Source organism: Bacillus sp. 005/A4HT-01/001, from assembly GCF_004634445.1.
GTDB classification, from domain to species: Bacteria; Bacillota; Bacilli; order Bacillales; family Bacillaceae; genus Bacillus; species Bacillus altitudinis.
Genome location: NZ_SEIZ01000004.1, coordinates 347,886 through 372,673 on the forward strand (window position 1 = coordinate 347,886; position 24,788 = coordinate 372,673).

At 40.8% G+C, this 24,788-nt stretch carries 30 protein-coding genes and 1 pseudogene; 6 read left to right on the forward strand and 25 right to left on the reverse strand.

Annotated elements, in window-relative coordinates; translation table 11 throughout:
* From ES896_RS14365 to ES896_RS14400, 8 genes and pseudogenes are all read right to left on the reverse strand, one after another.
* Entirely contained in the window at positions 1 to 1,128 is a 1,128-nt protein-coding gene (locus tag ES896_RS14365; protein WP_035390615.1) for an MBL fold metallo-hydrolase, read from the reverse strand.
* 15 nt (positions 1,129 to 1,143) lie between these two features.
* A complete protein-coding gene (locus tag ES896_RS14370) occupies positions 1,144 to 1,704 on the reverse strand; it encodes a sulfurtransferase TusA family protein (protein ID WP_017358719.1) in 561 nt (186 codons plus the stop codon).
* Positions 1,705 to 1,757: 53 nt separating this feature from the next.
* Positions 1,758 to 2,114 carry a rhodanese-like domain-containing protein gene (locus ES896_RS14375; protein ID WP_017358718.1) on the reverse strand — a complete coding sequence of 119 codons (357 nt, stop codon included), beginning with the start codon at positions 2,112 to 2,114 and terminating at the stop codon, positions 1,758 to 1,760.
* A gap of 14 nt (positions 2,115 to 2,128) precedes the next feature.
* Positions 2,129 to 2,610 (reverse strand): annotated as a pseudogene (locus ES896_RS14380) (DsrE/DsrF/DrsH-like family protein).
* A gap of 125 nt (positions 2,611 to 2,735) precedes the next feature.
* A complete protein-coding gene (locus tag ES896_RS14385; RefSeq protein WP_003217059.1) occupies positions 2,736 to 2,996 on the reverse strand; it encodes a metal-sensitive transcriptional regulator in 261 nt (86 codons plus the stop codon).
* Positions 2,997 to 3,118: 122 nt separating this feature from the next.
* Complete coding sequence (locus ES896_RS14390) at positions 3,119 to 3,583, reverse strand: DMT family transporter (RefSeq protein WP_135226927.1); 465 nt, start codon at positions 3,581 to 3,583, stop codon at positions 3,119 to 3,121.
* A gap of 13 nt (positions 3,584 to 3,596) precedes the next feature.
* Positions 3,597 to 4,025, reverse strand: a complete 429-nt coding sequence (locus ES896_RS14395) for a DMT family transporter (protein ID WP_135226928.1) — start codon at positions 4,023 to 4,025, stop codon at positions 3,597 to 3,599.
* Between the two features lie 83 nt (positions 4,026 to 4,108).
* Positions 4,109 to 4,423 carry an ArsR/SmtB family transcription factor gene (locus ES896_RS14400; protein ID WP_008343888.1) on the reverse strand — a complete coding sequence of 105 codons (315 nt, stop codon included), beginning with the start codon at positions 4,421 to 4,423 and terminating at the stop codon, positions 4,109 to 4,111.
* 118 nt (positions 4,424 to 4,541) lie between these two features.
* Here ES896_RS14400 and ES896_RS14405 point away from each other — a divergent pair, with 118 nt between their 5' ends.
* Entirely contained in the window at positions 4,542 to 5,048 is a 507-nt protein-coding gene (locus tag ES896_RS14405; RefSeq protein ID WP_135226929.1) for a hypothetical protein, read from the forward strand.
* 145 nt (positions 5,049 to 5,193) lie between these two features.
* Here the strand turns inward: ES896_RS14405 and ES896_RS20305 are convergent, their stop codons facing one another.
* A complete protein-coding gene (locus ES896_RS20305; protein ID WP_116307348.1) occupies positions 5,194 to 5,403 on the reverse strand; it encodes a hypothetical protein in 210 nt (69 codons plus the stop codon).
* A 368-nt stretch (positions 5,404 to 5,771) separates the two neighbouring features.
* Positions 5,772 to 6,608 (reverse strand): helix-turn-helix transcriptional regulator, encoded by an 837-nt coding sequence (locus ES896_RS14415; protein WP_008359338.1) that lies wholly within the window; start codon positions 6,606 to 6,608, stop codon positions 5,772 to 5,774.
* Between the two features lie 103 nt (positions 6,609 to 6,711).
* Between ES896_RS14415 and fabF the strand changes: the two genes are divergently transcribed.
* The 5 genes from fabF (at position 6,712) to ES896_RS14440 (ending at position 13,619) form a co-directional block, all read left to right on the forward strand.
* On the forward strand, positions 6,712 to 7,944 hold the full coding sequence (gene fabF, locus ES896_RS14420) for a beta-ketoacyl-ACP synthase II (RefSeq protein WP_135226930.1): 1,233 nt from the start codon (positions 6,712 to 6,714) through the stop codon (positions 7,942 to 7,944).
* 161 nt (positions 7,945 to 8,105) lie between these two features.
* The gene (locus tag ES896_RS20470; protein ID WP_135226931.1) at positions 8,106 to 10,169 is read left to right on the forward strand and encodes a thioredoxin domain-containing protein; all 2,064 of its coding nucleotides are present in this window, start codon (positions 8,106 to 8,108) and stop codon (positions 10,167 to 10,169) included.
* A 152-nt stretch (positions 10,170 to 10,321) separates the two neighbouring features.
* Positions 10,322 to 11,092, forward strand: a complete 771-nt coding sequence (locus ES896_RS14430; protein WP_135226932.1) for a SurA N-terminal domain-containing protein — start codon at positions 10,322 to 10,324, stop codon at positions 11,090 to 11,092.
* Between the two features lie 218 nt (positions 11,093 to 11,310).
* Positions 11,311 to 12,645 carry a glycerol-3-phosphate transporter gene (gene glpT, locus ES896_RS14435; RefSeq protein ID WP_008343899.1) on the forward strand — a complete coding sequence of 445 codons (1,335 nt, stop codon included), beginning with the start codon at positions 11,311 to 11,313 and terminating at the stop codon, positions 12,643 to 12,645.
* A 92-nt stretch (positions 12,646 to 12,737) separates the two neighbouring features.
* A complete protein-coding gene (locus ES896_RS14440) occupies positions 12,738 to 13,619 on the forward strand; it encodes a glycerophosphodiester phosphodiesterase (protein WP_135226933.1) in 882 nt (293 codons plus the stop codon).
* A 38-nt stretch (positions 13,620 to 13,657) separates the two neighbouring features.
* On the opposite strand, the gene ES896_RS14445 is transcribed toward ES896_RS14440, so the two are convergent.
* From ES896_RS14445 to ES896_RS14515, 15 genes are all read right to left on the reverse strand, one after another.
* Positions 13,658 to 15,046, reverse strand: coding sequence for an amino acid permease (locus ES896_RS14445; protein ID WP_039169359.1), 1,389 nt, complete (start codon positions 15,044 to 15,046; stop codon positions 13,658 to 13,660).
* 219 nt (positions 15,047 to 15,265) lie between these two features.
* Positions 15,266 to 16,024, reverse strand: a complete 759-nt coding sequence (locus tag ES896_RS14450) for a DUF4097 family beta strand repeat-containing protein (protein WP_048001359.1) — start codon at positions 16,022 to 16,024, stop codon at positions 15,266 to 15,268.
* A 27-nt stretch (positions 16,025 to 16,051) separates the two neighbouring features.
* Positions 16,052 to 16,723, reverse strand: coding sequence for a hypothetical protein (locus ES896_RS14455; RefSeq protein WP_048001360.1), 672 nt, complete (start codon positions 16,721 to 16,723; stop codon positions 16,052 to 16,054).
* Between the two features lie 28 nt (positions 16,724 to 16,751).
* Positions 16,752 to 17,384 carry a TetR/AcrR family transcriptional regulator gene (locus ES896_RS14460; RefSeq protein ID WP_008343904.1) on the reverse strand — a complete coding sequence of 211 codons (633 nt, stop codon included), beginning with the start codon at positions 17,382 to 17,384 and terminating at the stop codon, positions 16,752 to 16,754.
* 129 nt (positions 17,385 to 17,513) lie between these two features.
* Positions 17,514 to 18,404: a helix-turn-helix domain-containing protein gene (locus ES896_RS14465; RefSeq protein WP_057078675.1), complete on the reverse strand. Its 891-nt coding sequence runs from the start codon at positions 18,402 to 18,404 to the stop codon at positions 17,514 to 17,516.
* Positions 18,405 to 18,497: 93 nt separating this feature from the next.
* Entirely contained in the window at positions 18,498 to 19,442 is a 945-nt protein-coding gene (locus tag ES896_RS14470; protein WP_135226934.1) for an alpha/beta fold hydrolase, read from the reverse strand.
* A 55-nt stretch (positions 19,443 to 19,497) separates the two neighbouring features.
* A complete protein-coding gene (locus ES896_RS14475) occupies positions 19,498 to 19,797 on the reverse strand; it encodes a hypothetical protein (RefSeq protein ID WP_048001363.1) in 300 nt (99 codons plus the stop codon).
* Positions 19,794 to 20,012, reverse strand: coding sequence for a helix-turn-helix transcriptional regulator (locus tag ES896_RS14480; RefSeq protein ID WP_048001364.1), 219 nt, complete (start codon positions 20,010 to 20,012; stop codon positions 19,794 to 19,796). Before ES896_RS14480 ends, ES896_RS14475 begins: the two co-directional genes overlap by 4 nt.
* Positions 20,013 to 20,196: 184 nt before the next feature.
* The gene (locus ES896_RS14485; protein ID WP_035702971.1) at positions 20,197 to 20,802 is read right to left on the reverse strand and encodes an ABC-2 transporter permease; all 606 of its coding nucleotides are present in this window, start codon (positions 20,800 to 20,802) and stop codon (positions 20,197 to 20,199) included.
* Positions 20,786 to 21,661, reverse strand: coding sequence for an ABC transporter ATP-binding protein (locus ES896_RS14490; protein WP_048001365.1), 876 nt, complete (start codon positions 21,659 to 21,661; stop codon positions 20,786 to 20,788). Before ES896_RS14490 ends, ES896_RS14485 begins: the two co-directional genes overlap by 17 nt.
* A 5-nt stretch (positions 21,662 to 21,666) precedes the next feature.
* On the reverse strand, positions 21,667 to 22,038 hold the full coding sequence (locus tag ES896_RS14495; protein WP_008343911.1) for a GntR family transcriptional regulator: 372 nt from the start codon (positions 22,036 to 22,038) through the stop codon (positions 21,667 to 21,669).
* Between the two features lie 173 nt (positions 22,039 to 22,211).
* A complete protein-coding gene (locus ES896_RS14500; protein ID WP_135226935.1) occupies positions 22,212 to 23,339 on the reverse strand; it encodes a DUF418 domain-containing protein in 1,128 nt (375 codons plus the stop codon).
* 152 nt (positions 23,340 to 23,491) lie between these two features.
* Positions 23,492 to 23,683 (reverse strand): hypothetical protein, encoded by a 192-nt coding sequence (locus tag ES896_RS14505; RefSeq protein ID WP_135226936.1) that lies wholly within the window; start codon positions 23,681 to 23,683, stop codon positions 23,492 to 23,494.
* Positions 23,684 to 23,754: 71 nt separating this feature from the next.
* Complete coding sequence (locus ES896_RS14510; RefSeq protein WP_017358886.1) at positions 23,755 to 24,147, reverse strand: RidA family protein; 393 nt, start codon at positions 24,145 to 24,147, stop codon at positions 23,755 to 23,757.
* Positions 24,148 to 24,273: 126 nt separating this feature from the next.
* The gene (locus ES896_RS14515) at positions 24,274 to 24,786 is read right to left on the reverse strand and encodes a PadR family transcriptional regulator (RefSeq protein WP_007498534.1); all 513 of its coding nucleotides are present in this window, start codon (positions 24,784 to 24,786) and stop codon (positions 24,274 to 24,276) included.
* Between the last annotated feature and the right edge of the window lie 2 nt (positions 24,787 to 24,788).

Sequence of the window (24,788 nt, forward strand, 5' to 3'; positions counted from 1 at the left end):
TTATCGAATCGCACAACGGTTTGGACCAATTTCCATGTCTCGCTGCGCTTCCTCGTCTGGATGCAGCTTCCCCATATTGGTAGACCGAATGTCTTGATAAGCGTTTGGCTGTGCAGGTAGATGCTGCGTGACCATTTGTCTAAATACGTCTTCATCTTCAATGTTCAGCCCGTGATTTTCTTCAAACAAAGCGCCTAGTTCCTTCCAAACGCTCCCGTCTTCATTCAGCTCATCCACGATCATAAAATGTGCAGGCAGCACAATCAATTCTGCCGAAAGCGCCGTATATCGTGTATAAAGGGTTTCTCTCAAATCACCTACCCAGTCCTCCGCCATACCGGCTAGGTCAGGTCTTCCGATCGAATCAATGAACAAAATATCACCTGAAAGGAGATAACGGCCGTCTACGATAAAAGAGGTTGAACCAATCGTATGGCCCGGTGAATAAAGGGCATGAATATCAATCTCCGTCGCTCCAATCGTCACACGCTGTCCTTCTTCAAGGTGATTGTAATCAAATGTCACCTCTTCGGCGTCTTTTGGCGGTAGCCAATAGATAGCACCAGTCAGTTCAGACAGCTTTTTCCCGCCAGATATATGGTCCGCATGAAGGTGCGTATCAAACACATGCGTCACTGTGACTTGATGTTTTTTGGCAAATTGCGTATAGACCTCCGTCATTCTAGCCGCATCAATAATCGCAGCTTCCCTATTCGACATGATCATATAGGACAAGCACCCCTTGCCCATTCGCACAAATTGGTACAACTCTCCACCGCCAGTTAAATCACCGATCTTCACTGGCTCTAAATGCTCACTCCATGCCTTCATGCCGCCTTGCAAATAATGGACCGTTCTGCCTGCCTCTGACAGCATCTCTGCCACCATAATAGAAGAGCCCTCTTTCGCACAAACGACCAGTACATCTAGGTCATCCGGTATGTTCTCCACCATATCCTCTACGCCATCAAGAAGCTCAAAGTAAGGCACATTTAAATATTCAACGGCTTTCCCTTCAATTTTCCAGTCCTGCACATCTGTTTCGTTTCGTACATCCAACAAAAAGATCGGCTCTTTGTTGATGATCTTTTTTGTTAACTGTTCTGCTGTCATTGCTTTTACAGTCATTGGTTCATTCAGCTCCTATTTTTCAATCTCTCCTGTCCAGCTGTTCATGCCTGGCACTACATTGATCAATTGATGGAATCCTTTTTCTTTTAACTTTTGTGCGGCTAATTCACTTCTTCTGCCTGAATGACAGATGAGGTAAATGAGCGTCTCTCGGTTCAATTCTTCAGCACTTTGTTCCACCTCGCCAAGAGGGATGTGAACAGCTCCTGGAATATGACCCGCTTCATATTCATCCGGCTCTCGTACATCTAAAATAAACAATGACTGATCTTCTTTTACCTTCTGTTGAAACATGTTCAACGACATTTCCGAAATCATTGACTGCTCCTCCTCCTGTTTCGCTCCGCCTTTACGAATCAAATGATGAAGCACCTGTCCTTCTACTTTTGTTCCTAAAAATTCATGACCGGCGCTTTTTGACCAAGCTGCTAAATCCGCTGTAGACCCTTTATCGGTTGCTTGCACTTCAAGCACATCTCCTGGCAAGAGCTCATTCATTTGTTTTTTCGTTTTGACAATGGGCATTGGGCATGCCAATCCTTTTGCATCTAGAATTGCTGTTGGTTGCTGCATTGTTTTTCCTCCTTTTTATAGGGGTGGGGGTATATTTTAAAGCCTATTTATACCTATAATCGCCAAGCATTCATGCCACCCTTGATATTCGTAATGTGGGTAAATCCCTGTTTTTTTAACAATTTAGCCGCCTGCATACTTCTCATCCCGCTTTGGCAGATCACATAAATTTCTTTGTCTTTCTCAAGCTCATGCGCTCGATTCCTTAACTGTGGTAAGGGGATATTTTGAAATCCTTTTATATGATTTGTTTGAAACTCTAAAGGAGAACGTACGTCTATCAGCTGTTGATGCTGACTATGCAATTTAGGTTTCAGATGAGCTGCATCCATTTGTTTCACACCCCGTACAGGAAGAAAACGGCTCACAAGCAAAGCGATCACAATGATGAGCAAAAGCGTTTGAATCATGTATGAACACCTCCCTAGATAAATAAGTTCACATTCCCGATTTCTGCCTCTGCTAAATACGCTGCCACACCTGCATATTGAATGTCTGCTAGTAACTCGTTCTCCTGTAGCCCTAAAAGATCCATCGTCATCGTACATGCCACGAGGTTGATGTCTTGTTCCTTCGCCATATCAATGAGCTGCGGCAGGGTCATGGCATTGTGTTTGTTGATCACATGCTTAATCATCTTCGGTCCCATTCCTGCAAAATTCATCTTTGACAGCCCCATTCGATCAGCGCCACGCGGCATCATTTTGCCAAACATTTTTTCTAAAATCCCTTCTTCAGTGGCACCATCTCTTCCTTACGCAAGGCATTCAGCCCCCAAAAAGTATGAAAAATCGTCACCTCGTGATCATAAGCTGCTGCGCCATTTGCAATAATATAAGCGGCCATCGCTTTATCATAATCTCCACTAAATAAAACAATTGTTGTTCGTTTTTTCTGTTCCTCCATCATGATCCTCCTTATATAAATTACCCGTGGGGGTATATTGAAAACAAAAAATATATACACATACCGGTAAGGGTATATTATAACAAGTAAAAAAATTCGTCAACCTCCAAAGGCTGAGGAATTTCTTACCGGCTTTTCACCAAGAGCTCAACCGCTTCTTTGACAAGCCCCTCTGTATCCTTGCCTTGTTCAAGACTTTCACGGACACATTGTTCAAGGTTTGTACTCACAATCACACCCATTGCACGATCAATGGCATTGCGTGATGCAGATAGCTGTGTCACCACCTCGCGGCAATCCTTTCCCTGCTCCATCATCGCAAGAACCCCTTTAATCTGCCCTTCAATCCGGCGAAGACGATTCTTCATCTGCTGATTATACTCCACGTTTAACACTCCTTTCTCTTTTCCCTATGATCAGATAGTATACCCTGACAGGTATTTAGTCAAACATGATGAATCAGTATAAAAGAGCTGCTGAGAGCAAATGTCGCAGCAGCCCGTTCTCTTTAAGCATTCGCTTCCTCTCGAGAGCGCTTATTTCCTTTGTAAATAAAATAAAGAGCGATCAGCATAAAGAACAATGCCAATATGCGTTTGAGATCAAGTGAAATCATTAGGCTATGGAACCAGCCAAAATGATCAATGACCATTCCAATGACAAGCTGACCAGCAATCCCCGCAATATTCGCAGCAATGACACCGATTTTCGGAACAGCGATCACTGTCAGGATTAAATAAGCCGTTCCAAGAAAAGCCGCACTCAACTGCCACTTTGGTGCATGCAAGAGATTCAACAGATGGCCGCTCCCAAAGAATAAAATCAGAATGGTCAAAAACATCGTACCCGTTAAAAAGGTCAAAAAGGTCGTTTCAATCGTACCCGCTCTCCTGCTAAACGTACCGTTTATGGAAGATTGCGCACTTAACGTAATGCCTCCGATGAAAGTAAATAAAATTAACAATAATGCCATATCGACTTTCCTCCTAATGAATAAGAATAAGGGCAATGATCATCGAAATGACCGCAAATACCTTCTCTTTGTTTACTCTCGTTCTCTGACTCCCAAGCCAGCCAAAATGCTCAATCACCATACTCATCAGCAGCTGACCAATAATGACAGCAACCATCGTTACCCCCACACCAACGAATGGAACACTCACCACAATAGACGTTAAATACACAACCCCCATCGCTCCGCCAAATAGCGACCATTTTGGTGCCTTCAACGTATAGGAAAGGTCACCTTTGCCAACAAAGAGCCACAATAGCCCCATAATAATTGAACCGACAAAAAAGTTATAAAAACTCGTTTCTAACTGTCCGATCGACTTCCCAAGCTCCGCATAGATGGCTCCTTCAAAACTAAGTGCCGCACCGGCTAATAGTGCAAGCACATAAAAAATTAAACGCATCATCAAATCTCCTTTGATTCAAATATTTATATATCTAGATAAACAGATATATAGAATAGAAAAAAACAGAAATCACACATCCTTTAGATCTCTGTTTTCATATATTGTCCGATCTGTTGGATAAATTCTTCATTTCGTCTATAGTATGTCCATTGTCCATGCCGTACCGATTCAAGCAGACCAGCCTTTTGCATCAAATGTAAGTAGCTAGAGACCGTTGATTGAGAAATTTGCGCCTTTTCTTGAATATCCCCAACACAAACGCCCCCCTTATAACTAACCTCCTTCGGTAAATGAGCGCCTTGCTTAGGAAAATGCTTCTCAGGTTCCTTGAGCCACTTTAAAATATTCAACCTTGTTTCATTCGATAATGCCTTAAACACATCAATAGGTTCCATGGAAGACATTGTATATCTAGAAATACCGATATGTCAAGCCATTGCATATTCACCTCTAAATTGGTAAAAAGGAAATAATTAACGCTATAAGGAATATTTCAAGGAAAGAGGGCAACCCATGACTTTACAGCATTATATTGGATCAAACAAAGAACTGCCGCTTGGTACCATTGGTCAAAATCCTACCTATAAACCATTCTCTGAACTCAATATCAGCATGTTTGATAAAAAACAAAAAAAGCATAAAACCTATCAAAAGGAAGATCTTTTGATAGAAGTATTTGAAACAGAAGAGGATTTCGAAGGCATTCATATTGATTATCTAGATCCCGTCTATGAAGAGGTAAGAGACAAATTCACGCATCCTTTTGTTTATGAATTAGGCATCATTCATTCTCTTCGTGCACTTTTTAAATTCATTGAAAAAGAACTGTCAAAAGGAGAAACCATCGAAATCTATTCTTGTCTAGATGGACTCGAAATGAAAGAAAAGGACGATCAATTAGATGTAGAAATTGACCTAAGCAAAAAACGGTTTGGAAAACATATCGATTTTAAAGGGATCGATGAACTGATTGATATGTTTGAATTAGAAAACTTACAATATGTACTAGTGGAGAGGTAGAGGAGAATTGACAAGTTACATCAAAATGCTGTGTTATTAGAGATTGTAGAAGCGTAACCTTGGTTAAGCAAAGATCAATTGAAGTTATGAATAGAAAAGCGAATATAAATGTAACACGGAGGTAGTTGAAGGACCCAAAATCCCCTCAATTACCTCTTTGCAGATCGTCGTAAACTTTTTCAAAAATGTCTATTGGTATTGAATACTTCGTAGTCTTATCATTACGGTAATTAACCACTATATCAATATGATGTTGCTTTTTTTCAAATTCAATAATTGAGTTCTCCCATCTATCTCTAACGGAAATGACACAATTACCGTTTTTCTTTTCCTTTTTCTGATAAACATAATCCATTTTATCTCTGTCCGTTCTCATTATTTTGTATTAGATAAGCGAATAGACGGCATCGATACCCAAAGAAGCTAAATGTCATGATTAAGTTTTAAGAAGTAAAAAAATAATTTCTATCATAAATACCTAATTTATTTACTTTCTGAACATGGAAGGATACCTCTTTCTGATAAACATAATCCATTTTATCTCTGTCCGTTCTCATTATTTTGTATTAGATAAGCGAATAGACGGCATCGATACCCAAAGAAGCTAAATGTCATGATTAAGTTTTAAGAAGTAAAAAAATAATTTCTATCATAAATACCTAATTTATTTACTTTCTGAACATGGAAGGATACCTCAAATCTATTCTTCTCTCCAAACAATAGCTACCCTTCAATTAAACGTTTTAACTTAAGCTCCGTTTCAGTATCCTCAACTGGAGTATAGACACTGCATCTTAAATCAGTATCCCCATACACTTGTAATGAAGTGAGATTAAACAACATTTTCCCTACCTTAGCATGACGAAATTCAATTAATACTTCAGGTGCATAGCTGATCTCATTTTCATTCCATATTTTACGAAACTCAGGATATGCCTGCTCCATTTCTTCTATAAATTGCTCATACCAGTCATCCGCCACATACTGTCCATAATACGTTCTAAATATGGCGATATAGCCTCTTACAAAATGCTCCCAATTCACGGCTAAACTTTTAAATTCCTTTCTTGCGAATAGTAAGCGGATGATATTTCTTTCTGCCGGGATGATTTGTTCAAAGTCCAAAAATACATTAGCTGCTGCTTGATTCCACCCAACAATCTGACTTCTTCTATCAGATATAATCGTTGGACAATAACGAAGCTCCTGCAAAATTTTCACTAAAGCCGGACTGATTTCCTTCTCATTCTCAATGATATAGGATTGTTTCACACCTTCCTCTAACGCTAAAGCGTACAAATATCTCCTTTCATCGTTATTTAATTGTAACGCACTAGAAATCGCATCTAATACCGAAGTAGATACTTTTATATCTCTGCCTTGCTCTAACCATGTATACCAAGTAAGACTCACACCGGCTAGTTGAGCTACTTCTTCTCTTCTGAGCCCTGGTGTTCTTCGGCGGGTTCCTACAGGTAAACCAACCATTTGAGGCGTAATTTTTGAACGTTGGTTTTTTAGAAATTCTGATAATGCTTGAAGTCTTGTTTCAGGTTTCATTCAGATCTCCCTTTAAAATATTATTCATTATACTAGGATAAACAACAACTTGTAATAGGATAACACAATGGCTAAAGTTAATAAAAACAAGGAGGGAATGATCATGAAAAGAGTTGTTATTACTGGAATGGGAGTTATTTCTCCACTTGGAAATGATATAGATAGCTTTTGGAATCAACTCATTAAAGGACAATCGGGAATATCTCACATTGATTCTTTTGATACGACTGATTATAAAACAAAAATAGCTGGAATCGTTCGTGATTTCGATGCAGATGAAATATTAGGGAGAAAAGAAGCAAAACGATTAGATCGTTTTAGTCAGTTTGCCTTAGCAGCAGCCGAACAAGCATTAGAACAATCACAATTACAGTTAGATCAAGTAGATCTTGAACGTTTAGGCGTATATGTTGGTTCAGGAATCGGGGGCATACAATCGCTTGTTGATCAGGTGAATGTATTAGATAAACGAGGTCCCTCGAGAGTAAGCCCTAGCCTTGTCCCAATGATGATTTCAAATGCAGCTGCGGCCCAAATCAGCATCAAATTAGGCGCACAAGGGCCATCATTGTCACCAGTCACAGCTTGTTCTATCGGTAACACTTCTATTGGTGAAGCTTTCAATGCGATCCGAAACGATGAAGCAGATATTATATTTGCCGGTGGAGCAGAAGCTGCCGTCAATCAGATATCTTTGGCTAGCTTTGGAAACGCACATGCACTATCTACTAGAAACCAAGACCCAAGTCGAGCCAGCCGCCCATTCGATACAGATAGAGATGGCTTTGTGATGAGTGAAGGCGCAGGTATCTTAGTATTAGAATCATTAGAAAACGCAATTATTAGAGATGCGCCGATATTATGTGAAGTAGTGGGATACGGAGCTAGTTCAGATGCTCATCATATGGTCGCTTCACACCCAGAAGGTAGGGGTGCCTACTTAGCCATGAAGAAAGCATTGAGAAGTGCAAATATATCAACAAGTGAAATCGATGTTATTAGTGCTCATGCAACAAGTACACAAGTAGGTGATCGTTCAGAAGTTCTAGCGATTAAGAAATTATTTGGTGATCGTTCAGGTGAAATTCCAACAACGGCGAACAAGTCAATGACTGGGCACATGTTTGGTGCTGCTGGCGGAGTAGAAGCGATTGCTTTAGTGGAAAGTTTGAGACGAGGATTGATTCCGCCAACTATTAATGTAGAGAAGCAAGATCCAGATTGTAACTTAGATGTTGTATTGGAAGTGAGACAGCTTTCATTGAAATATGGACTATCCAATTCTTTTGGTTTTGGAGGACATAATTCAGCCATCTTGTTAAAACATTACGATTGATGTAGTTAAAAAGTGAAATAATGAATCGATCAAGGGTTTATAACCCTTGTTTTTTTCATTTTGGGAATACCTCACAGACAAATGATGACGGGCATCAACAATCTGATATATTAAATAGAGAAAAGAAAATACTAAAAACATTTAGAAAGGACGGTGATTCCATGCCAAACAACCAAACACCCAACCCACTCATCACGGAAAAATCACCCTACCTCCTTCAACACGCCCACAACCCAGTTCACTGGTACCCGTGGGGACAAGAAGCATTCGACAAAGCGAAACGTGAAAATAAACCGGTGCTTGTCAGCATCGGCTACGCCACTTGCCACTGGTGCCACGTCATGGCACACGAAAGCTTTGAAGATCAACAAGTCGCTGACATCCTAAACGAGCATTTCATTTCAATCAAAGTTGATCGTGAGGAGCGTCCAGATATTGACTCGATGTATATGTCCGTTTGTCAGATGATGACCGGGCAAGGCGGCTGGCCGCTCAACGTGTTTGTCACGCCTGATCAAAAGCCGTTTTATGCGGGGACATACTTTCCAAAAAGAAGTGCTTACGGCCATCCCGGCTTCATTGAAGCACTGACGCAATTGCTGGATGCGTATCACAACGATCGTGATCATATTGAATCATTGGCAGAAAAGGCAACAAATAATTTACGGATCAAGGCAGCAGGGCAGACAGAAAATACGCTCACTCAGGAGTCGATTCACAAAGCCTATTATCAGCTCATGAGCAGCTTTGATACGCTGTATGGCGGCTTCGGTTCTGCGCCTAAATTTCCCGCACCTCATATGCTCACGTTTCTCATGCGTTATTTTGAATGGACAGGGCAAGAAAATGCGTTATATGCCGTCACAAAAACATTAAATGGCATGGCAAACGGCGGTATTTATGATCATATTGGTTCTGGATTTACTCGATATTCAACGGATGAAAAATGGCTTGTGCCGCATTTTGAAAAGATGCTGTATGATAACGCCTTGCTGATAGATGCCTACACCGAAGCCTATCAAATCACTCAACACCTTGAGTACGAAAAGCTTGTCCAAGACCTCATTCAATTTATCAAACGAGACATGATGAATCGTGATGGCTCTTTTTATTCGGCAATCGATGCCGATTCGGAAGGAAAGGAAGGGCAATATTACGTTTGGACAAAAGAGGAGATCATGACTCATTTAGGTGATGACCTCGGCACTTTATTTTGTGCGGTCTACCACATCACAGAGGAAGGAAATTTTGAAGGACAGAACATCCCTCATACCATTTCCACCTCATTTGATGACATCAAGGCAGCATATTCAATCGACGACCCAACCCTTTATTCTAAACTGCAATTCGCTCGAAACATCTTACTCACTGTAAGACAGCAGCGACCTGCACCGCTGATCGATGACAAGGTACTCACATCGTGGAATGCGCTGATGATCTCCGCACTTGCCAAAGCAGGGAGTGTCTTTCATGAAAAAGAGGCTATCCGCATAGCAAAACAGGCAATGTCTTTTCTAGAAACACACCTCGTCCAGCAGGAACGGCTCATGGTCCGCTACAGGGAAGGGGACGTAAAGCATCTAGGCTTTATCGAGGATTATGCGCACATGCTCACAGCGTATATGTCTTTATACGAAGCGACCTTTGACCTAGATTGGCTGACAAAAGCCAGAGCCGTTGGTGAAAATATGTTTGAACTATTTTGGGATGAGCAAATCGGGGGCTTTTTCTTCTCAGGCTCAGATGCAGAAGCGCTTATCGTTCGTGAAAAAGAAGTATACGACGGGGCCATGCCGTCTGGTAACAGTACTGCACTCCAACACCTTCTGAAACTAAGCAGAATGATCGGACGTCAAGACTGGATCGAAACACTAGAGAAGATGTTCAGCGCCTTTTACGTCGATGTCTCTTCCTATCCAAGCGGACATACCGCCTTTTTACAAGGACTATTAAGCCAATATGCCGTAAAACGAGAAATCATTATTCTCGGGAAAAAGGGCGATCCGCAAAAAGAACAGCTTCTACAAGCATTGCAAAAACGATTCATGCCATTTGATCTCATTTTAACTGCCGAAACAGGGCAAGAACTAGCAAGGCTCGCACCTTTTGCAAAAGATTACAAAACGATCAACGACAGCACGACGGTCTATATTTGTGAAAACTACAGCTGCCGCCAGCCGATCACCAATCTCGACGAAGCGATGGAACAATTATTTCAAATTTAAGCTGTCATATGATGACTATGAGAAGACAAAATGAGGACAAACAGATAAAAAACATGTCAATCCGCTAACAATTCATCTGTACGGTTTTATTTTTCCTCTAAAACGGTTAGAATGCGCACTAGATGTTCTCATACCGAAGGGAGAGAAAATAATTGAAAAAAGTATCATATACACTCATTGCTTGTCTGTTATCAGTGGGGCTTGCAGCCTGCTCATCAAACGATGCGAAACAGGATAAGCAAAACGATTCAGCAAAAAGCAAGGAAACAACACAGGCTGACCAAAAAGAGCAGCAAAAGCAAATGGAAGAGATGCAAAAGAAATTAGACGCACAAAAAATTGATGATCAAAAGGTCGTTGCGACCGTCAACAAAGATAAAATCACAGGAAATGAATACAATAGCGCCCTATCAACCATTCAAGGTCAACTTCAGCAGTCAGGACAAGACCCAACATCTAAAGAAGGCGCAAAAGCAGTCAAGAAGCAAACCATTGATGCGCTAGTAGGTCAAGAGCTCATCCTGCAAGATGCTGAGAAGAAGGGCTATAAAGCCTCTAACAAGCAAGTCGATAAGCAGCTAAAAGAAGAAAAGAAACAATTTAAAGACAATGCTCAATTTGAAGAAGCACTCAAAAAGAGCGGACTGACAATGGATCAGCTGAAAAGTGATATTGCCGACAGCATCAAATACAGCCAATATGTCGACAAAGAAATTAAATCAGCCTCTGTGTCTGAAAAAGACGTCAAAGCGTACTATGACCAATACGCCGAACAAATGAAAAAGCAAAAACAAAAAGCACCTGATTTCAAAGACGTCAAATCACAAATCAAGAAGCAGTTAGAATCTCAAGAAAAGCAAAAAGAAGTACAAAAAGAAATTGATCAACTAAAGAAATCTGCAAAAATTGATGTATCAATTTAACCACTATTAAAAATCCGCCATTGTGCGGATTTTTTTCATCACTTCATGAACTGTTTTTCCAAAATAATGACAAAAGCCTCATCATAAACATCTTCTCCATCCGATATGATGGGAGTACAAAAGAAAGCGTTATCAATTCTTTTGTCTCTGAAAAAGTACAAGATCAAAGACAGACCTCGTACTTTTGTTTCAGTCATATCTACAAGAGGAGGATGTTTATGTTCAAATGGTTTAAACCAGCTCCGCATATCGACAGGCTCGATGATGCCAAAACAGACGAAACCTATAAACGGCTGCGGCTGCAAGTCTTTTTGGGGATCTTTATCGGATATGCGGGCTACTATTTGCTGCGCAAAAATTTCGCATTTGCCATCCCTTATTTACAGGAAGAGGGGTTCACAAAAAGTGAATTAGGCTTTGTACTAGCGGCCGTTTCAATCGCTTATGGCTTTAGTAAATTCATTATGGGGATGATCTCAGACCGGTGTAACCCAAGATACTTTTTAGCCGCTGGACTCTTTCTATCAGCTCTTATCAATATTCTATTTGTCTCATTTCCATGGGTGACATCCAGTGTATGGATCATGTTTTTATTCATGTTCTTAAACGGCTGGTTTCAAGGAATGGGGTGGCCGCCATGCGGACGAACGATGGCGCATTGGTTTTCAGTGAGTGAACGTGGAACGAAAATGTCGATTTGGAACGTCGCTCACAATATCGGCGGGGGGATTCTTGCACCGCTTATTACATTAGGAATTGTTTTGTTTGCGACGTGGAAAAGTATCTTTTTCTTCCCTGCCATCATCGCCATTATCGTCTCCTTCGTCATCATTCTTCTCGTACGGGACACCCCGCAATCCGCTGGTCTTCCGCCAATTGAAGAATACCGAAATGACTATCCGGCACAACAATATGAAGATCAAGAAAAAGAATTAACCGTAAAAGAGATTTTGTTTAAATATGTACTCAACAACAAATTCCTTTGGTATATCGCCATTGCCAACGTCTTTGTGTACTTTGTCCGTTACGGGGTCGTAGACTGGGCACCTACCTATTTAACAGAAGCAAAAGGATTCTCACCAGAGCATTCACGCTGGTCTTATTTCCTTTATGAATATGCAGGCATCCCTGGTACATTATTGTGCGGGTGGATTAGTGACCGCTTCTTTAGAAGCCGCCGCGCACCTGCTGGCGTCCTCTTTATGATTGGCGTGTTAATTGCGGTTCTTGTGTACTGGTTAAACCCTGCTGGCAATCCAATGGTTGATAATATTGCCCTCATCAGCATCGGGTTTTTAATTTACGGACCCGTCATGCTCATTGGACTGCAAGCCATTGATCTCGCTCCGAAAAAAGCCGCTGGCACTGCTGCCGGGCTGACAGGATTCTTTGGATATATTGGTGGCTCTGCTTTCGCTAATGCCATGATGGGTGTCGTCGTCGATCACTATGACTGGACAGGAGGTTTCATTTTACTAGTTGGTTCTTGTATCCTTGCGATTGTGTTCCTCGCCATGACATGGAATACAGGAAAGCGCGTAGAGCAAGCTTAATGAAAATCACATAAAAGATTCATCTCCGCCCAACATGCCCTTTACATCTATTTCTTATGATGGAGGCAGTTACCGTAAAAGGAGGATAAAATATGAAGAAAAGTAGATTACTTGCTTTCGTGTTACTCTCTTTTGCTTTACTGTCTTTTGGTTGGGTGCCGACCACCATATCGGCACATGAACATCTTTTATCTCCAGATCGCATTTTAACCGTTGCACACCGCGGAGCATCAGGGTATGCCCCAGAGCATACCCTGGCTTCCTACAAGCTCGCCACAAAGATGAATGCAGATTACCTCGAACTCGACCTTCAAATGACAAAGGATGGACACCTCATCGTCATGCACGATGAAACGGTTGACCGGACGACAAACGGAACAGGCTGGGTCAAAGACCTCACACTTGCCGAAATCAAACAGCTTGATGCCGGTACATGGTTCAACGAAGCCAACCCCGACAAACAAAATGCCCACTATATTGGACAGCAAGTCCTCACATTAGATGAGGTATTACGCTACTTCGGTAAACGAGAAAATTATTATATTGAAACCAAAAAACCAGACATCTATCCACAAATGGAAGAAAAGCTATTGGCCGTCTTAAAGAAACATCACCTTCTTGGAAAACATACGAGAAAAGGGCAGGTCATCATCCAATCTTTCAGCCAAGAAAGTCTATTAAAATTGCAGAAACTCGCCCCTCGGCTTCCAAAAGTACAGCTATTAGATAGAGCGCAAATGACGTCTATTACAGATGATCAGCTCGACTTCATCAAATCGTATGCAGTGGGGATCGGACCGAATTTTAGAGCTTTGACACTTGAAAATGTACAGCAGGTCAGAAGCCATGGACTCCTCCTTCACCCATATACAGTCAATAGCGAGGCAGATATGACACGGCTTTTGCAGTACGGCGTCACCGGTCTTTTCACCAACTTTCCAGATGTCTTTCAGCGTGTCAAAGCTTCTCTGTAAACGACAAAAGCCTCGCGGTTGTTCCGCAAGGCTTTTGATTATTCCACCGTTTGATCAGAAGAAGCTGTTTCAATCGGTTTTCGTTTACCAATTCCAAATACAAAAAAGCTAAGCGCCACTAAAATCAAGAACCCAATTGCTACAATAAGAGAAATTCGTGTATCCTGATTAATCAGCATAAACACAAGCACCATCAGCAAGAATCCGATTGTCAAATAGTTAGAAAATGGCGCAAGCGGCAGCTTAAACGGATGCTGATCAAGCGCTGCCCCCTTCGCCTTTCTGAAGCCAATGTGACTAATTAAAATCACAAACCAAGGCACCATACCAGGAAGGACACTCGCACTATACACATAAACGAAAATGTTTGGCGGAGAAACGTAATTTAAGACCACCCCAACCGCTAAACCAATCAGCACAGCAAATGTCCCGAAATACGGTACACCATTCTTCGAAATTTTTGTAAAGAAAGCAGGTGCCTGTCCATTCACACCTAATGTATAAAGCATACGTCCTGCACTGAAGATTCCACTATTACAGCCGGACATCGCTGCTGTAATGACAACAAAGTTAATAATACCTGCTGCTGCCGTAATTCCAATTTTCGCAAACGTCGCCACAAATGGACTGCCGAGCGTATTCAGCTGATCCCACGGATACACCGTTACGATGACAAAGATCGCACCGATATAGAAAATCAAAATACGCCAGATGATGCTTTTGATGGCATTTGTCAGCGTCTTTTGCGGATTTTGCGCCTCACCTGCAGTAATCCCAATGAGCTCTACCCCTTGATAGGCAGCAATCACTAGGGACAATGCAAACAAGAAACCGCTAAATCCACCTGTAAAGAATCCGCCGTGCGCCCAAAGGTTAGACAAACCAATCGCTGTTCCACCATTGCCAAACCCAAAGAAAATAATGCCTAAACCTGCAATGATCATTAAAATAATCGTCACAATCTTGATCATCGCAAACCAGAATTCAAACTCACCGAATGACTTAACCGAAATCAAGTTGGCCGCACCTAAAATGATCATGGCGATTAATCCCGGAATCCACGCTGGTAAATCAGGGAACCAATATTTCATATAAGCACCTACGGCGATAATTTCAGACATCCCAACAATGACCCACTGGAACCAGTTACTCCAAGCTGTCATATACCCCGCAAGCGGATGAATATATTGATGCCCAAATGTAGCAAACGATCCCGTACTCGGTTCAAGATACAACATTTCTCCCATCGCACGCATAATAAAAAAGATAAAAATACCACACACTGCGTACGCTAGAAGAACCGATGGACCTGTCCATTGAATGGCTTTAGCTGACCCCATGAATAAGCCAACACCAATTGTGCCGCCAAGCGCAATCATTTGAATATGACGAGCACTTAACCCTCTCTTTAATTCCTTTTGAGCCACTTCTATTCCCCCTCATCAACAAACAACATAAAAAATAAAAAATCAGAATTTTCATTCTGATTCAAAATCTTCAATCTTTCGATGTATATTATCATAATAAATCTACCCTTAAAAAACAATTGTTTTTTTGAGGAAAACAATATTAACAAAATATTCTGACATAAAAAGATATTCAAATTATTTTATATTGATATATCGAATCAGAGGATCATCATCGCTTCAATGACCATCACTTAATAGAAAAGAACCTCCCCTTATATCGACCTCAAAGCTTTTCCCTCCATTTTTATAAACCATTCTATCCTGATCATCAACACAAGGAAAGTCATTGTGAAAAGTACCTGATCTTTTCTTCACATAACAAATAAATCCATCATTTTCCGGAATTGCCACTTTGACAGATGATCCAGTTGACGTCGATTTGAGCGAATGCAACATGGCCTTTGAATGTATCTGTACCCTTCTGCCTATTAAATTCAGATCAATATCTGAAAAAGCACCTACCATCTCCACTTTTGACGAAGTAGTACGCAGGCTCAATGTCTGCGTGTTGAGCTGTTGACTAGAGATAAGTCCACCCACTGTCTGCAAGCGCAGATGCTTGATTTCTCCCGTAAACATGGACTTTCCAGAAATCAATTGGCAGTCAGCCTCCTTCACCTTCAGTCCATCCAAAAGTAGATTTGCTCCTTTACAATGAATAGACAAGGACTGTAACTGTGCCTGAGGGAGGTAAATCTCCAAATTCGTTTGATGAAGATGAAGCCCCAAGCTGATCGCTCGTTTTCTTTTATCTTGAATCACCAGCCTGTCTCCCCGCACCTGATGATGCAGTAAATACCGATGGGGGAATACATGATTGGTGGTCTGCTTTATCAATACATAAGGATGATCATGGTGATGAAGGCGAACATCTCCCACCAGCCAGTTTAAAGAAAGTTGCGCTATGACTTCTTCAATTCGAACCGTATGCTTCACATGTCTCCCTCCTTTTCCCATCATGAATTACCTCGTTTGCATCCGGCCGATGCGGCTCCACAATTCCAAGATCACAATGAGGACTGCTGCAATCATCACTCCTGACAGGATGAGGCTCATTTGATCATTGCCATAAATGGCGAGCGATACATTTCCTAAAACAGCACATAAAACAATTGCAGTCAGGACGGTCATCAAAACAGATTTCTTCCTCAACCCTATTCTCATCGCAATCATCCCAATCGCATGGACACACCCAATAAACACAAAGTACGTTTTCATCAATTGCAATAGAGCACCTGCCGTCAACGTATCGTGAACTATAGGGAAAAACATTTCAGTCACACTAAACACAACAAACGAAGGAATGATACTGCACATCATCGCAAACGTTGAAAGGCACACCATCCATATCATATGAGAAAGGAATCTCACTGAATTGGATGTGCGTTCCTGATAAACAGTCTTGCCTACACGCCAATACAGCATAGCTGTGATGATAGAAAAAAAGATCATCCATACTGTACTCGTTAACAAATAAATATTCGTATATTGCTGAAAACCCGGTTCGCGTTCAATTTTTGCAGCAAACGCAATAAAATAGATGAATACTAGCAGCACAATACTCGCGATGAAACTAGCTTGAATATACTGCTTCATGTGACCTTTTCTTAGCTCAACCTTCATAAAATGAATCATACGTCATCCTCCTATCAGTTGGCATTCTTTATCTTTCGGGCAGATCATACCCGCCAATTTCAGCATAGTGCGCTGTCACCTTTTGAATAAATAGATCACTCACAATATCCACGCCAAGCCCCTTCATCATCTGCTTTAAAAAACACAAACGCTGGACCGTTTCTTCATGATTGCGTACAAACAATGTGGGATTCAACCATATATTCACAAGAAGCAGAAATACTTCTGCCACTTCACCAGGAAACGCAGTTTCCATCGAACCATCTTCAATCCCTTCAATGATTAACTGTTTGATTCTCAAAGCATCCTGATTGACACCTGTCTTCATGCCTTCAATCACAAATTGCGGATTTTTCATCTGATCAACCAAGATCCCATCAATCGAATGAGACTGCGGGTCTGCCACAAGCTGCTCCAGGATAAGCTGCAGCTTCTCTTTCGCATGAGCTGCCTCCGTATGCTCAATTAACTCCTCAAGCTTCTCGGTTGCATAACGAAACTGCCGATCCATCACGCCGCGTAATATTTCATCCTTCGATTTAAAATGATGATAAATAGCCCCTTTAGACATATTCAATTCATGGATAATATCTTGCAAACTTGTCTTTTCAAATCCCTTTTCCTGAAACAACTTTGTCGACACGTCCAAAATTTGCTGCACCGTCTTTTCTGGATACTTATTTCGCGCCAGTTCAAACGCCTCCTTTTACATACCGACCGTCGGTATGTTTATTTATATTTTTCATTATAAACGGTTCATGCAGATTTGTATACAACAAAAAAAGACCGCTCACACGGTCTCCTCAAGCTCAAAATGCAAATTCATCGGCACATCTGGCAGAGCCGAGGCCTCCTCCATATTCGTCGTAGGTGTTTTCTCATCCACTTCCTCAAATCGAAAACCGTCAGCCCAGACTGTTCCATGACCGCTGAGTAACACTCCAAAATGAATGGATTCACTGCGCGTAGGAACATCTAATACGATGGCATATTGATTCCATTCCGTAGAATCTGTCACAGGTCGATTCTGCATATTATCAAACTGCACCGTATCACCCTTTCCGTCATCTACCCGCATCCAAATTCCTGCTGAAGATACATTCTCTGTTTTCAAGAAAGCAGAGAGCTTCAACCGCTTACCTGCATACTCTTTTGCTTGAAACCCCTGCATCATCGTCGCAAACTGTCCTTCTTGTACGCCTTCTTTAGATGATAAAACACCTGATTGCTTTCCCGTATGAAATTCTGCTGTATCAACACCCATCTCATACATATGCGGATGTGAACCACTCAAACCCCAGCCAGGTACTGCTTCATGTAATGTCATCGAATCTTCCTCCTTTTTCATTTGCATGTCTCTCATCATGGACCTGTACATTCCGGGAGGTAAGGAATACAGATGCTTAAAAGCACGCGTAAAGGCTTCCTGCGATTGGAATTGTAACGAAAAAGCGATGTCTAAAATCCCCTGATCCGTATACAAAAGAAGCTGTGCAGCCGTAGCTAATCTTCGTTTCCGCACATATTCCCCCATCGACAGCCCGGTTTCTCGTTTAAACACACGCAGCAAATGAAAATGTGAATATCCTACTTTCTCAGGCACCTGTCTCAGCGACAGTTCATCCATCAAATGCGACTCCAAATAAGAAATCACCTCTTGCGTCACCCGACTATACATCATCTCCCTCACCTCTTCTTGATCATAAAACAAATCAGTTCACTCGTTTTGATCAAAATTGCGATGTTTCATCTGTCCAGCTGAGGAGGAAAAACGCTAACGTGAGCGCTCGTTGTTCGATAGAAACTCCCTCACACCATCTGCGATTTCTTTTGATTTCGTATGATGCAAATAATGGCCGCCTTTGAAAGTAACGATTTTTCCGTGGTCTACATTTTTCAGCAGCTCTTCATGCATTGGTTTCCAGTTTGGTGTTTCTTTCTCCGTTTGATCCGCTAGATAGAAAGCAACAGGAAGCTTCTTAGGGAAATGTAGACGTTGAGCGTTTTTAAAATTGTTTCTAAAGTTTTCTGCCTCACTAGCTTGGCTTTCATCCAAAAAATTTCGGAAAGTCAGCATTTTAATCTGAGCTTTCGTTTGATCATCTACTTTAGGCATCACCAGTTGTTCTGGATTCATTTTCACTATCAATCTGTAAAAGCCGGATTGATGAAGCAACTGTAAGCTGGAGACTGGCAATTCATCCGTTTCCTGTTTAGGAACACTCGTATCAATGCCAACAAAGGCTTGGACTTCTTTTTCATATTGATTCACATATTCTAATCCATAGATGCCAGAAATCGAATGACCCATGAGCGTATATTTTTTAATGTTGAGTTTCTGCAAACATTCATGAATCTCATCCACAATGTTTTGACTTGTCCTTACTTTATCTGTGTCGTCACTTAAACCATAACCAAACGGTTCAATCACAACGACTCTATAATATGGCGATAACTCCTTGACTAACGGTTTAAAATCAAGCACGGGTGAAGCAGTTCCATACCCTGGTAGAAGGACAATCGTTTCTTTCCCATCGCCTTGAATGAGCACATTCATCTGCTTCCCATCCACCAAGACCTTTTGCCCATAAGCTTCTATTTTCCCCTGTTCTCTTTCATTACTAATTAGATTCACAACATAAACACTGGCTACAAATACAACCAAGACAGTCAGAATGGTACATAGAGCAATCAGCATTATTTTCAGTAATTTTTTCATTATTTTTTCTTCCCTTCATGATGAAGTACCCTAGCTTGCATCCGCAGATAAAAGATTAGTATTTTCTTTCACAATAGATAATGCCAATTGTATTTGCGCAAACACTTGATACATACATAAACGTAATCGCTATATAAAACCATTCCGTTGGAGATGATAATTCATGAACAAAAACTTGAATGACAGCCACCAATATATAGGCTAATGCCACACCTACAATTGAAAAACTTCCAGCTTTCGCTAAAATAAATTGACCCCGTTCATCCTGTTTATATTCACGGCTTTTCTTAAATTGAAAGACCGTACTTAAGATAGAAAGGATAATCAGAGAATAAAGTATGATCGTTGTCATCATCGCTGTTGTTCCTCCTTGTCGACCTCTTGAAAAACGTCATATAAATCTACTTCAAATGTTCTCGCAATTTGAAATGCTAGTTTTAAAGACAAAGAATATTTACCATTTTCAATCGCTGCCACAGTTTGACGAGTCACACCTAACTTCTCTGCCAAATCCTTTTGTGTCCAGTCTCTTTCTGCCCGTAATACTTTCATTCTATTTTTAATTTCCATTTCAGATTCCTTTCTTAAAGGATGTTTTATTTAACATAATGTTAAAAATAATTAACATTATGTTAAATAACAATAACCTGTTTTCTGCAGGATGTCAATTTCACCGGATGCAAAAAAGAATCATCCATTTTGAAAGGCCTACCTCAAAATGAATGATTCTCTATAAATGATGTGATCATCTGATTTAAAACACTTTCCTCTGGTAAATCGCAGTAGAAAATCCCCAAGATAGCAAGTAGATGAGCATAATCAGTACAGTTGACCCCGTATATACAATAGGGATCGATAAATTCATGATAAAATCAGTGATCCCACTGAATTGCTCTGCTAAATAGAGAACAACAGGCGGTCCCATAGCAGATAATACGATAAAGCCAATGATCACTGCCGTTGTGATATAACCAGGCTTTAAGATATAAAACAATGGAAACGTACATGCTGCGAACAATAAAAACAACCCGCTGCCAATCGCAATATCTGACAGCGAAAACAGCTTCCCAAACACAAATAATGCAGCACTTGTCAGCACGATCGCAATACTCATATAGAAAATGGCGCCAAGATAACGTGATGCGATAATTTCTTTACGTGTATAGGGCAAGGAATTTAATAGAATATTCGTTTCTGCCTTCTCATCATAAGCATATGTGTTAAATGGAATGAAGACACTAGCGACTAGAAACGTTAATACTGGATGGACATCCATGAAAATGAAAAATAAGATAAACGGAATAAAAATAAGTAACTGCTTCTTTTGCAAAATCACATCACGCTTAATTAAATGAAACATGCGCAACCCCGCCTTTCAAATAAAACATGATATCCTCAAGCGACGCCGGTTCAATCACAACAGCATCCCCAAAAATAAGTTTCACCTCATCAATCCGATCTGTTAATGCTTCAAATCCGGCTGCCGTACGCTGAATATGGATAAACGCCTTTTCTGTGTCTCGATCCAGCAAATCCAGGCTCCCCTTCACCAGCACATAATTCTCCGCCACCTCATGAATCGACTGTTGAAAGACCAATCTTCCATTTTGTATAAACGCAATATAATCCGCAATGCGATCTAAATCAGTCGTCATATGCGTTGAGAAAAAAATCGTTCGATTTCCATCAATCATCAATTCTTGTAACGTGCCGAGCAGCTCTCTTCTAAAGACCGGATCTAAACCAGCAGTTGGTTCATCCATGATAATCAGCTCTGCATGGTGCGACAGCGCAATCGCAAGCGATGCCTTCATCTGCATCCCTTTTGAAAATGTTTTAATCGCTTTATGAAGCGGCAAGCCAAACTGTTCAATATATTGATAAAATAGCCTATCATCCCAGCGTTTATAGGCAGGTGCCACAATACGTTTGATGTCTTTTAAACTCAATCCTGGGAAAAAAACGTTAGCATCGTAAACAAAGCCAATTCGTTCCTTAATCTCTTTTTCATGCGTACGATAATCTAATCCAAAAATTTTAATCTCACCAGAATCTGGTTTTAACAAATTCATGATCATTTTAATCGTGGTCGACTTACCGGCTCCATTTTCTCCAATAAACCCAGTAACAAAGCCCTTTTTGACCTGTAAATCAAGATTCTGCACAGAAAAGTCTTTGAACCGTTTTGATACTCCTTTGAATTCAATCACGTGCTCCACTCATCTCACTCCTCATACAAGAACTTTAATAACTGCTGCAATTCATCAAAAGATAAGCCTAATTCCTTGCCGTTTGTAACAACCGCTCCAAGCTGTTCCTCAATCACCTTCAATTTTTTCTCTCTCATGACCTCTAGGTTTTGCTCGGCAACAAATGATCCCTTACCGACAATCGAATAAATAAATCCTGCCTTCTCTAACTCTTCATATGCACGTTTTGTTGTGATGACGCTGATTTGTAAATCCTTCGCCAGCTTTCGGATAGACGGCAGTCCCGCACCTTCTGCAAGCTCACCCGTTAAGATCAACGATTTGATTTGCGTCGTAATTTGCTCATAGATAGGCTCCTTAGAATGGTTAGAAATCGTAATTTGCATATAAAAACCTCTTTTTTCTGTACTGGTATTCGCAATGAAATATTGTATATACACTATATATACATTATATACACACTGAAAAAATATTCAACTCCTTTTATGAACTTTTTTGAATGCGATCCAACTAAAAAACCGCACAGCTCTTCAGCCATGCGGTTCCTCAACAAATCAATTTATCTCCAATATACCCATTTTCCCATAAGCCATTCCACAGGCCCTCTTCTCCACTTTTTCAAATAGAGATAGCTGATGAACAGCTGTGCTGTGTAAAGTCCAACAGCAAGTAGCAGTCCAAACATTGAGCCCATTTGTCCGAATAACCCAAGTCCGTAAGAATAGAAAATCGTTGTACAAATAATAGATTGTGCTAAATAGTTTGATAAAGACAATCGGCCAAGTCCTGCAAGCAGACGTTTCAACCCTTGTGCAGCCTTTGAATAGTAAAAGACAATAAAAGCTTGAATATAACCGATCGTCAGGACATAGGCTCCTAACGTCAGCACCATTTCACTCCAAGGAGCATCACTGAACGTCGCACATTTTAAAGCGAGCCCGATGATAATCATCCAAACCCAGCCTTTACGATAAGCCATGCCTCGATCTTCTTCTGTCAGATGACCTTTTTTCCCGATCGCCATGCCAAGCAGTGCAAATGGACCGATCATGATAGGAGCATAGAGAAGACTTAAAATTGGTGTCAGAGTAAGTGTTACAATTGCCATAATGATGGAGACGATGACCATATCATCTTCAATTGTAATCCGGCTCAACACAATATCGCCATATGTACCAGTCCCATATACATTTGTTAATAATTCAGAATTTCCATAAATAAAATTCATTAGAGTTGGATAAATCACTAAAGATACGGCACCTAAAATACCCGACCATATAAACACTGTTTTGATTCGGCTGTGTATAAACATCATTAGGAAAAACGTACAAGCTCCATAATAGAGAAGAATGTCACCATTCCAAATAAAGATTAAATGCAGCATCCCAAGCACAATAAGACCAAAGCCGCGGCGAACGACGATGGCATTCGTATTCAGCCCCTTGGCCTTTGTAGATTCAATCAGTTTGATAAAAGAATACCCAAACAAAAAGGAGAAAATCGGATAAAATGACCCATGGAACAAGATTTCCGTCACATATACCCCAAACTCCTGTCCCCATATGCTCGGATCAAACATCTTCTCAAAATCATAATCATATTGAAAATTAAGCATATTCACTATCAAAATACCTAATAAACTAAAACCACGTAAACTATCAATAAACTCAACCCTAGATCCCTTCAACACGACAGCTCCTTCGGAAAATATAAAAATAAAGCATATTTATCCTACCACACTTTTAAAAAATTGGATCTCATACCCATGTGAAAAACCGTGTTTTAAGGTAAATTTAATAAAAAAACCTAGAATTTATATTCTAGGTAACCTACTTATGATTAATGACTCTTTTCATCCTTCCAAAGCACACGCTTCACATAAAACAAAATCCCCAATCCAAACAAAATCAACGGCAACTCCCAGTCTGCAGAAATCGGTAGCCATGTCAACAGCATGAGAATAAGCAAAACAGCTCCCACACCTGCATAAAAGACCACCGTTTTTTTCAATTCTTGGTTTGATTGAAACAAAAAACCACCTCTTTATTAACACTCTTTTATACCATTTTTAGCATATTCAACTGATATAAACAATCATTTCATTAATCCATATCACGACAAGCCCAAGCATCCACCTCGACCTTTAAAGCAGGTGAAGCCAAAGCCACCACATAAATCATCGTCATACAAGGCAGGTGATCCCCTAAAAACTGACCCATGATTCGTTTTCTACTCTCGGCATCAAACTCCCCTACTAAATAAAACACAAGCTTCGTTATATCTTCCACTTTCATATCTGCCGCTTCTACATTGCGTTTTACATTCTCTAACGCTAGCTCGAGCTGTTCCATCGGGCTCGCTGGGATGGTTCCATCGACTTCCATCCCCACTTGCCCTGATAAGGTTAACCACCGCTGCGGCCCTGTTGTCTCTATTTGATGGATGTACGGTGCAACTGGTGCGTGAATGGTCTCAGGATTACGTGATGTTTTCATTGATCAAACCCCTTTTCTGAAAATACAATCAATTTCCACCTATCATACCAAACTTTCTTCCCATCCTATCTGCATATGCTCCAAACGAAGCCAAAAAAAAGACCTTTCTTCAAAAGAAAGACCTCTCTAAAATGATGACCCGCTCCGATGCTCAATTTGATGAATCCAATTCAAATCCGCCTCTAAATGAAGCAGTGTGCCAGAAATCAATAAGTACCGACTCTCATCACCTTGCACAAGACATTCCGTTTTTAGCTTCGTGAGTTCCATCACATCTTTCATGATGACGGCTTTCTGCTGCTGAAGCATTTCTTTTTCTTGATGAAATCTGATTTTCCGTGCACAGCCCCATTTAAAGTGAAAATCATCCTTTGCAGCATGATATGGAACAGGTGCCAACAGCCATGATTCCAGCTCTTGTCTGCCTTCTTCCGTCACGTCGTACAGCTTTCGATCTTGGTCATCTATTCCCACTGCTGTCACCAATTGATCACGAATTAACCGATCAAGCGTCGTGTAGATTTGACCCGGGTTGATTTTCCCTTTTATTCCGAGCAATGACTCTAGCTCTAGCTTTAATTCATATCCATGATGTTGCTGCTGACAGAGCGATGTTAAAATTCCGTATTTCACTGACATAT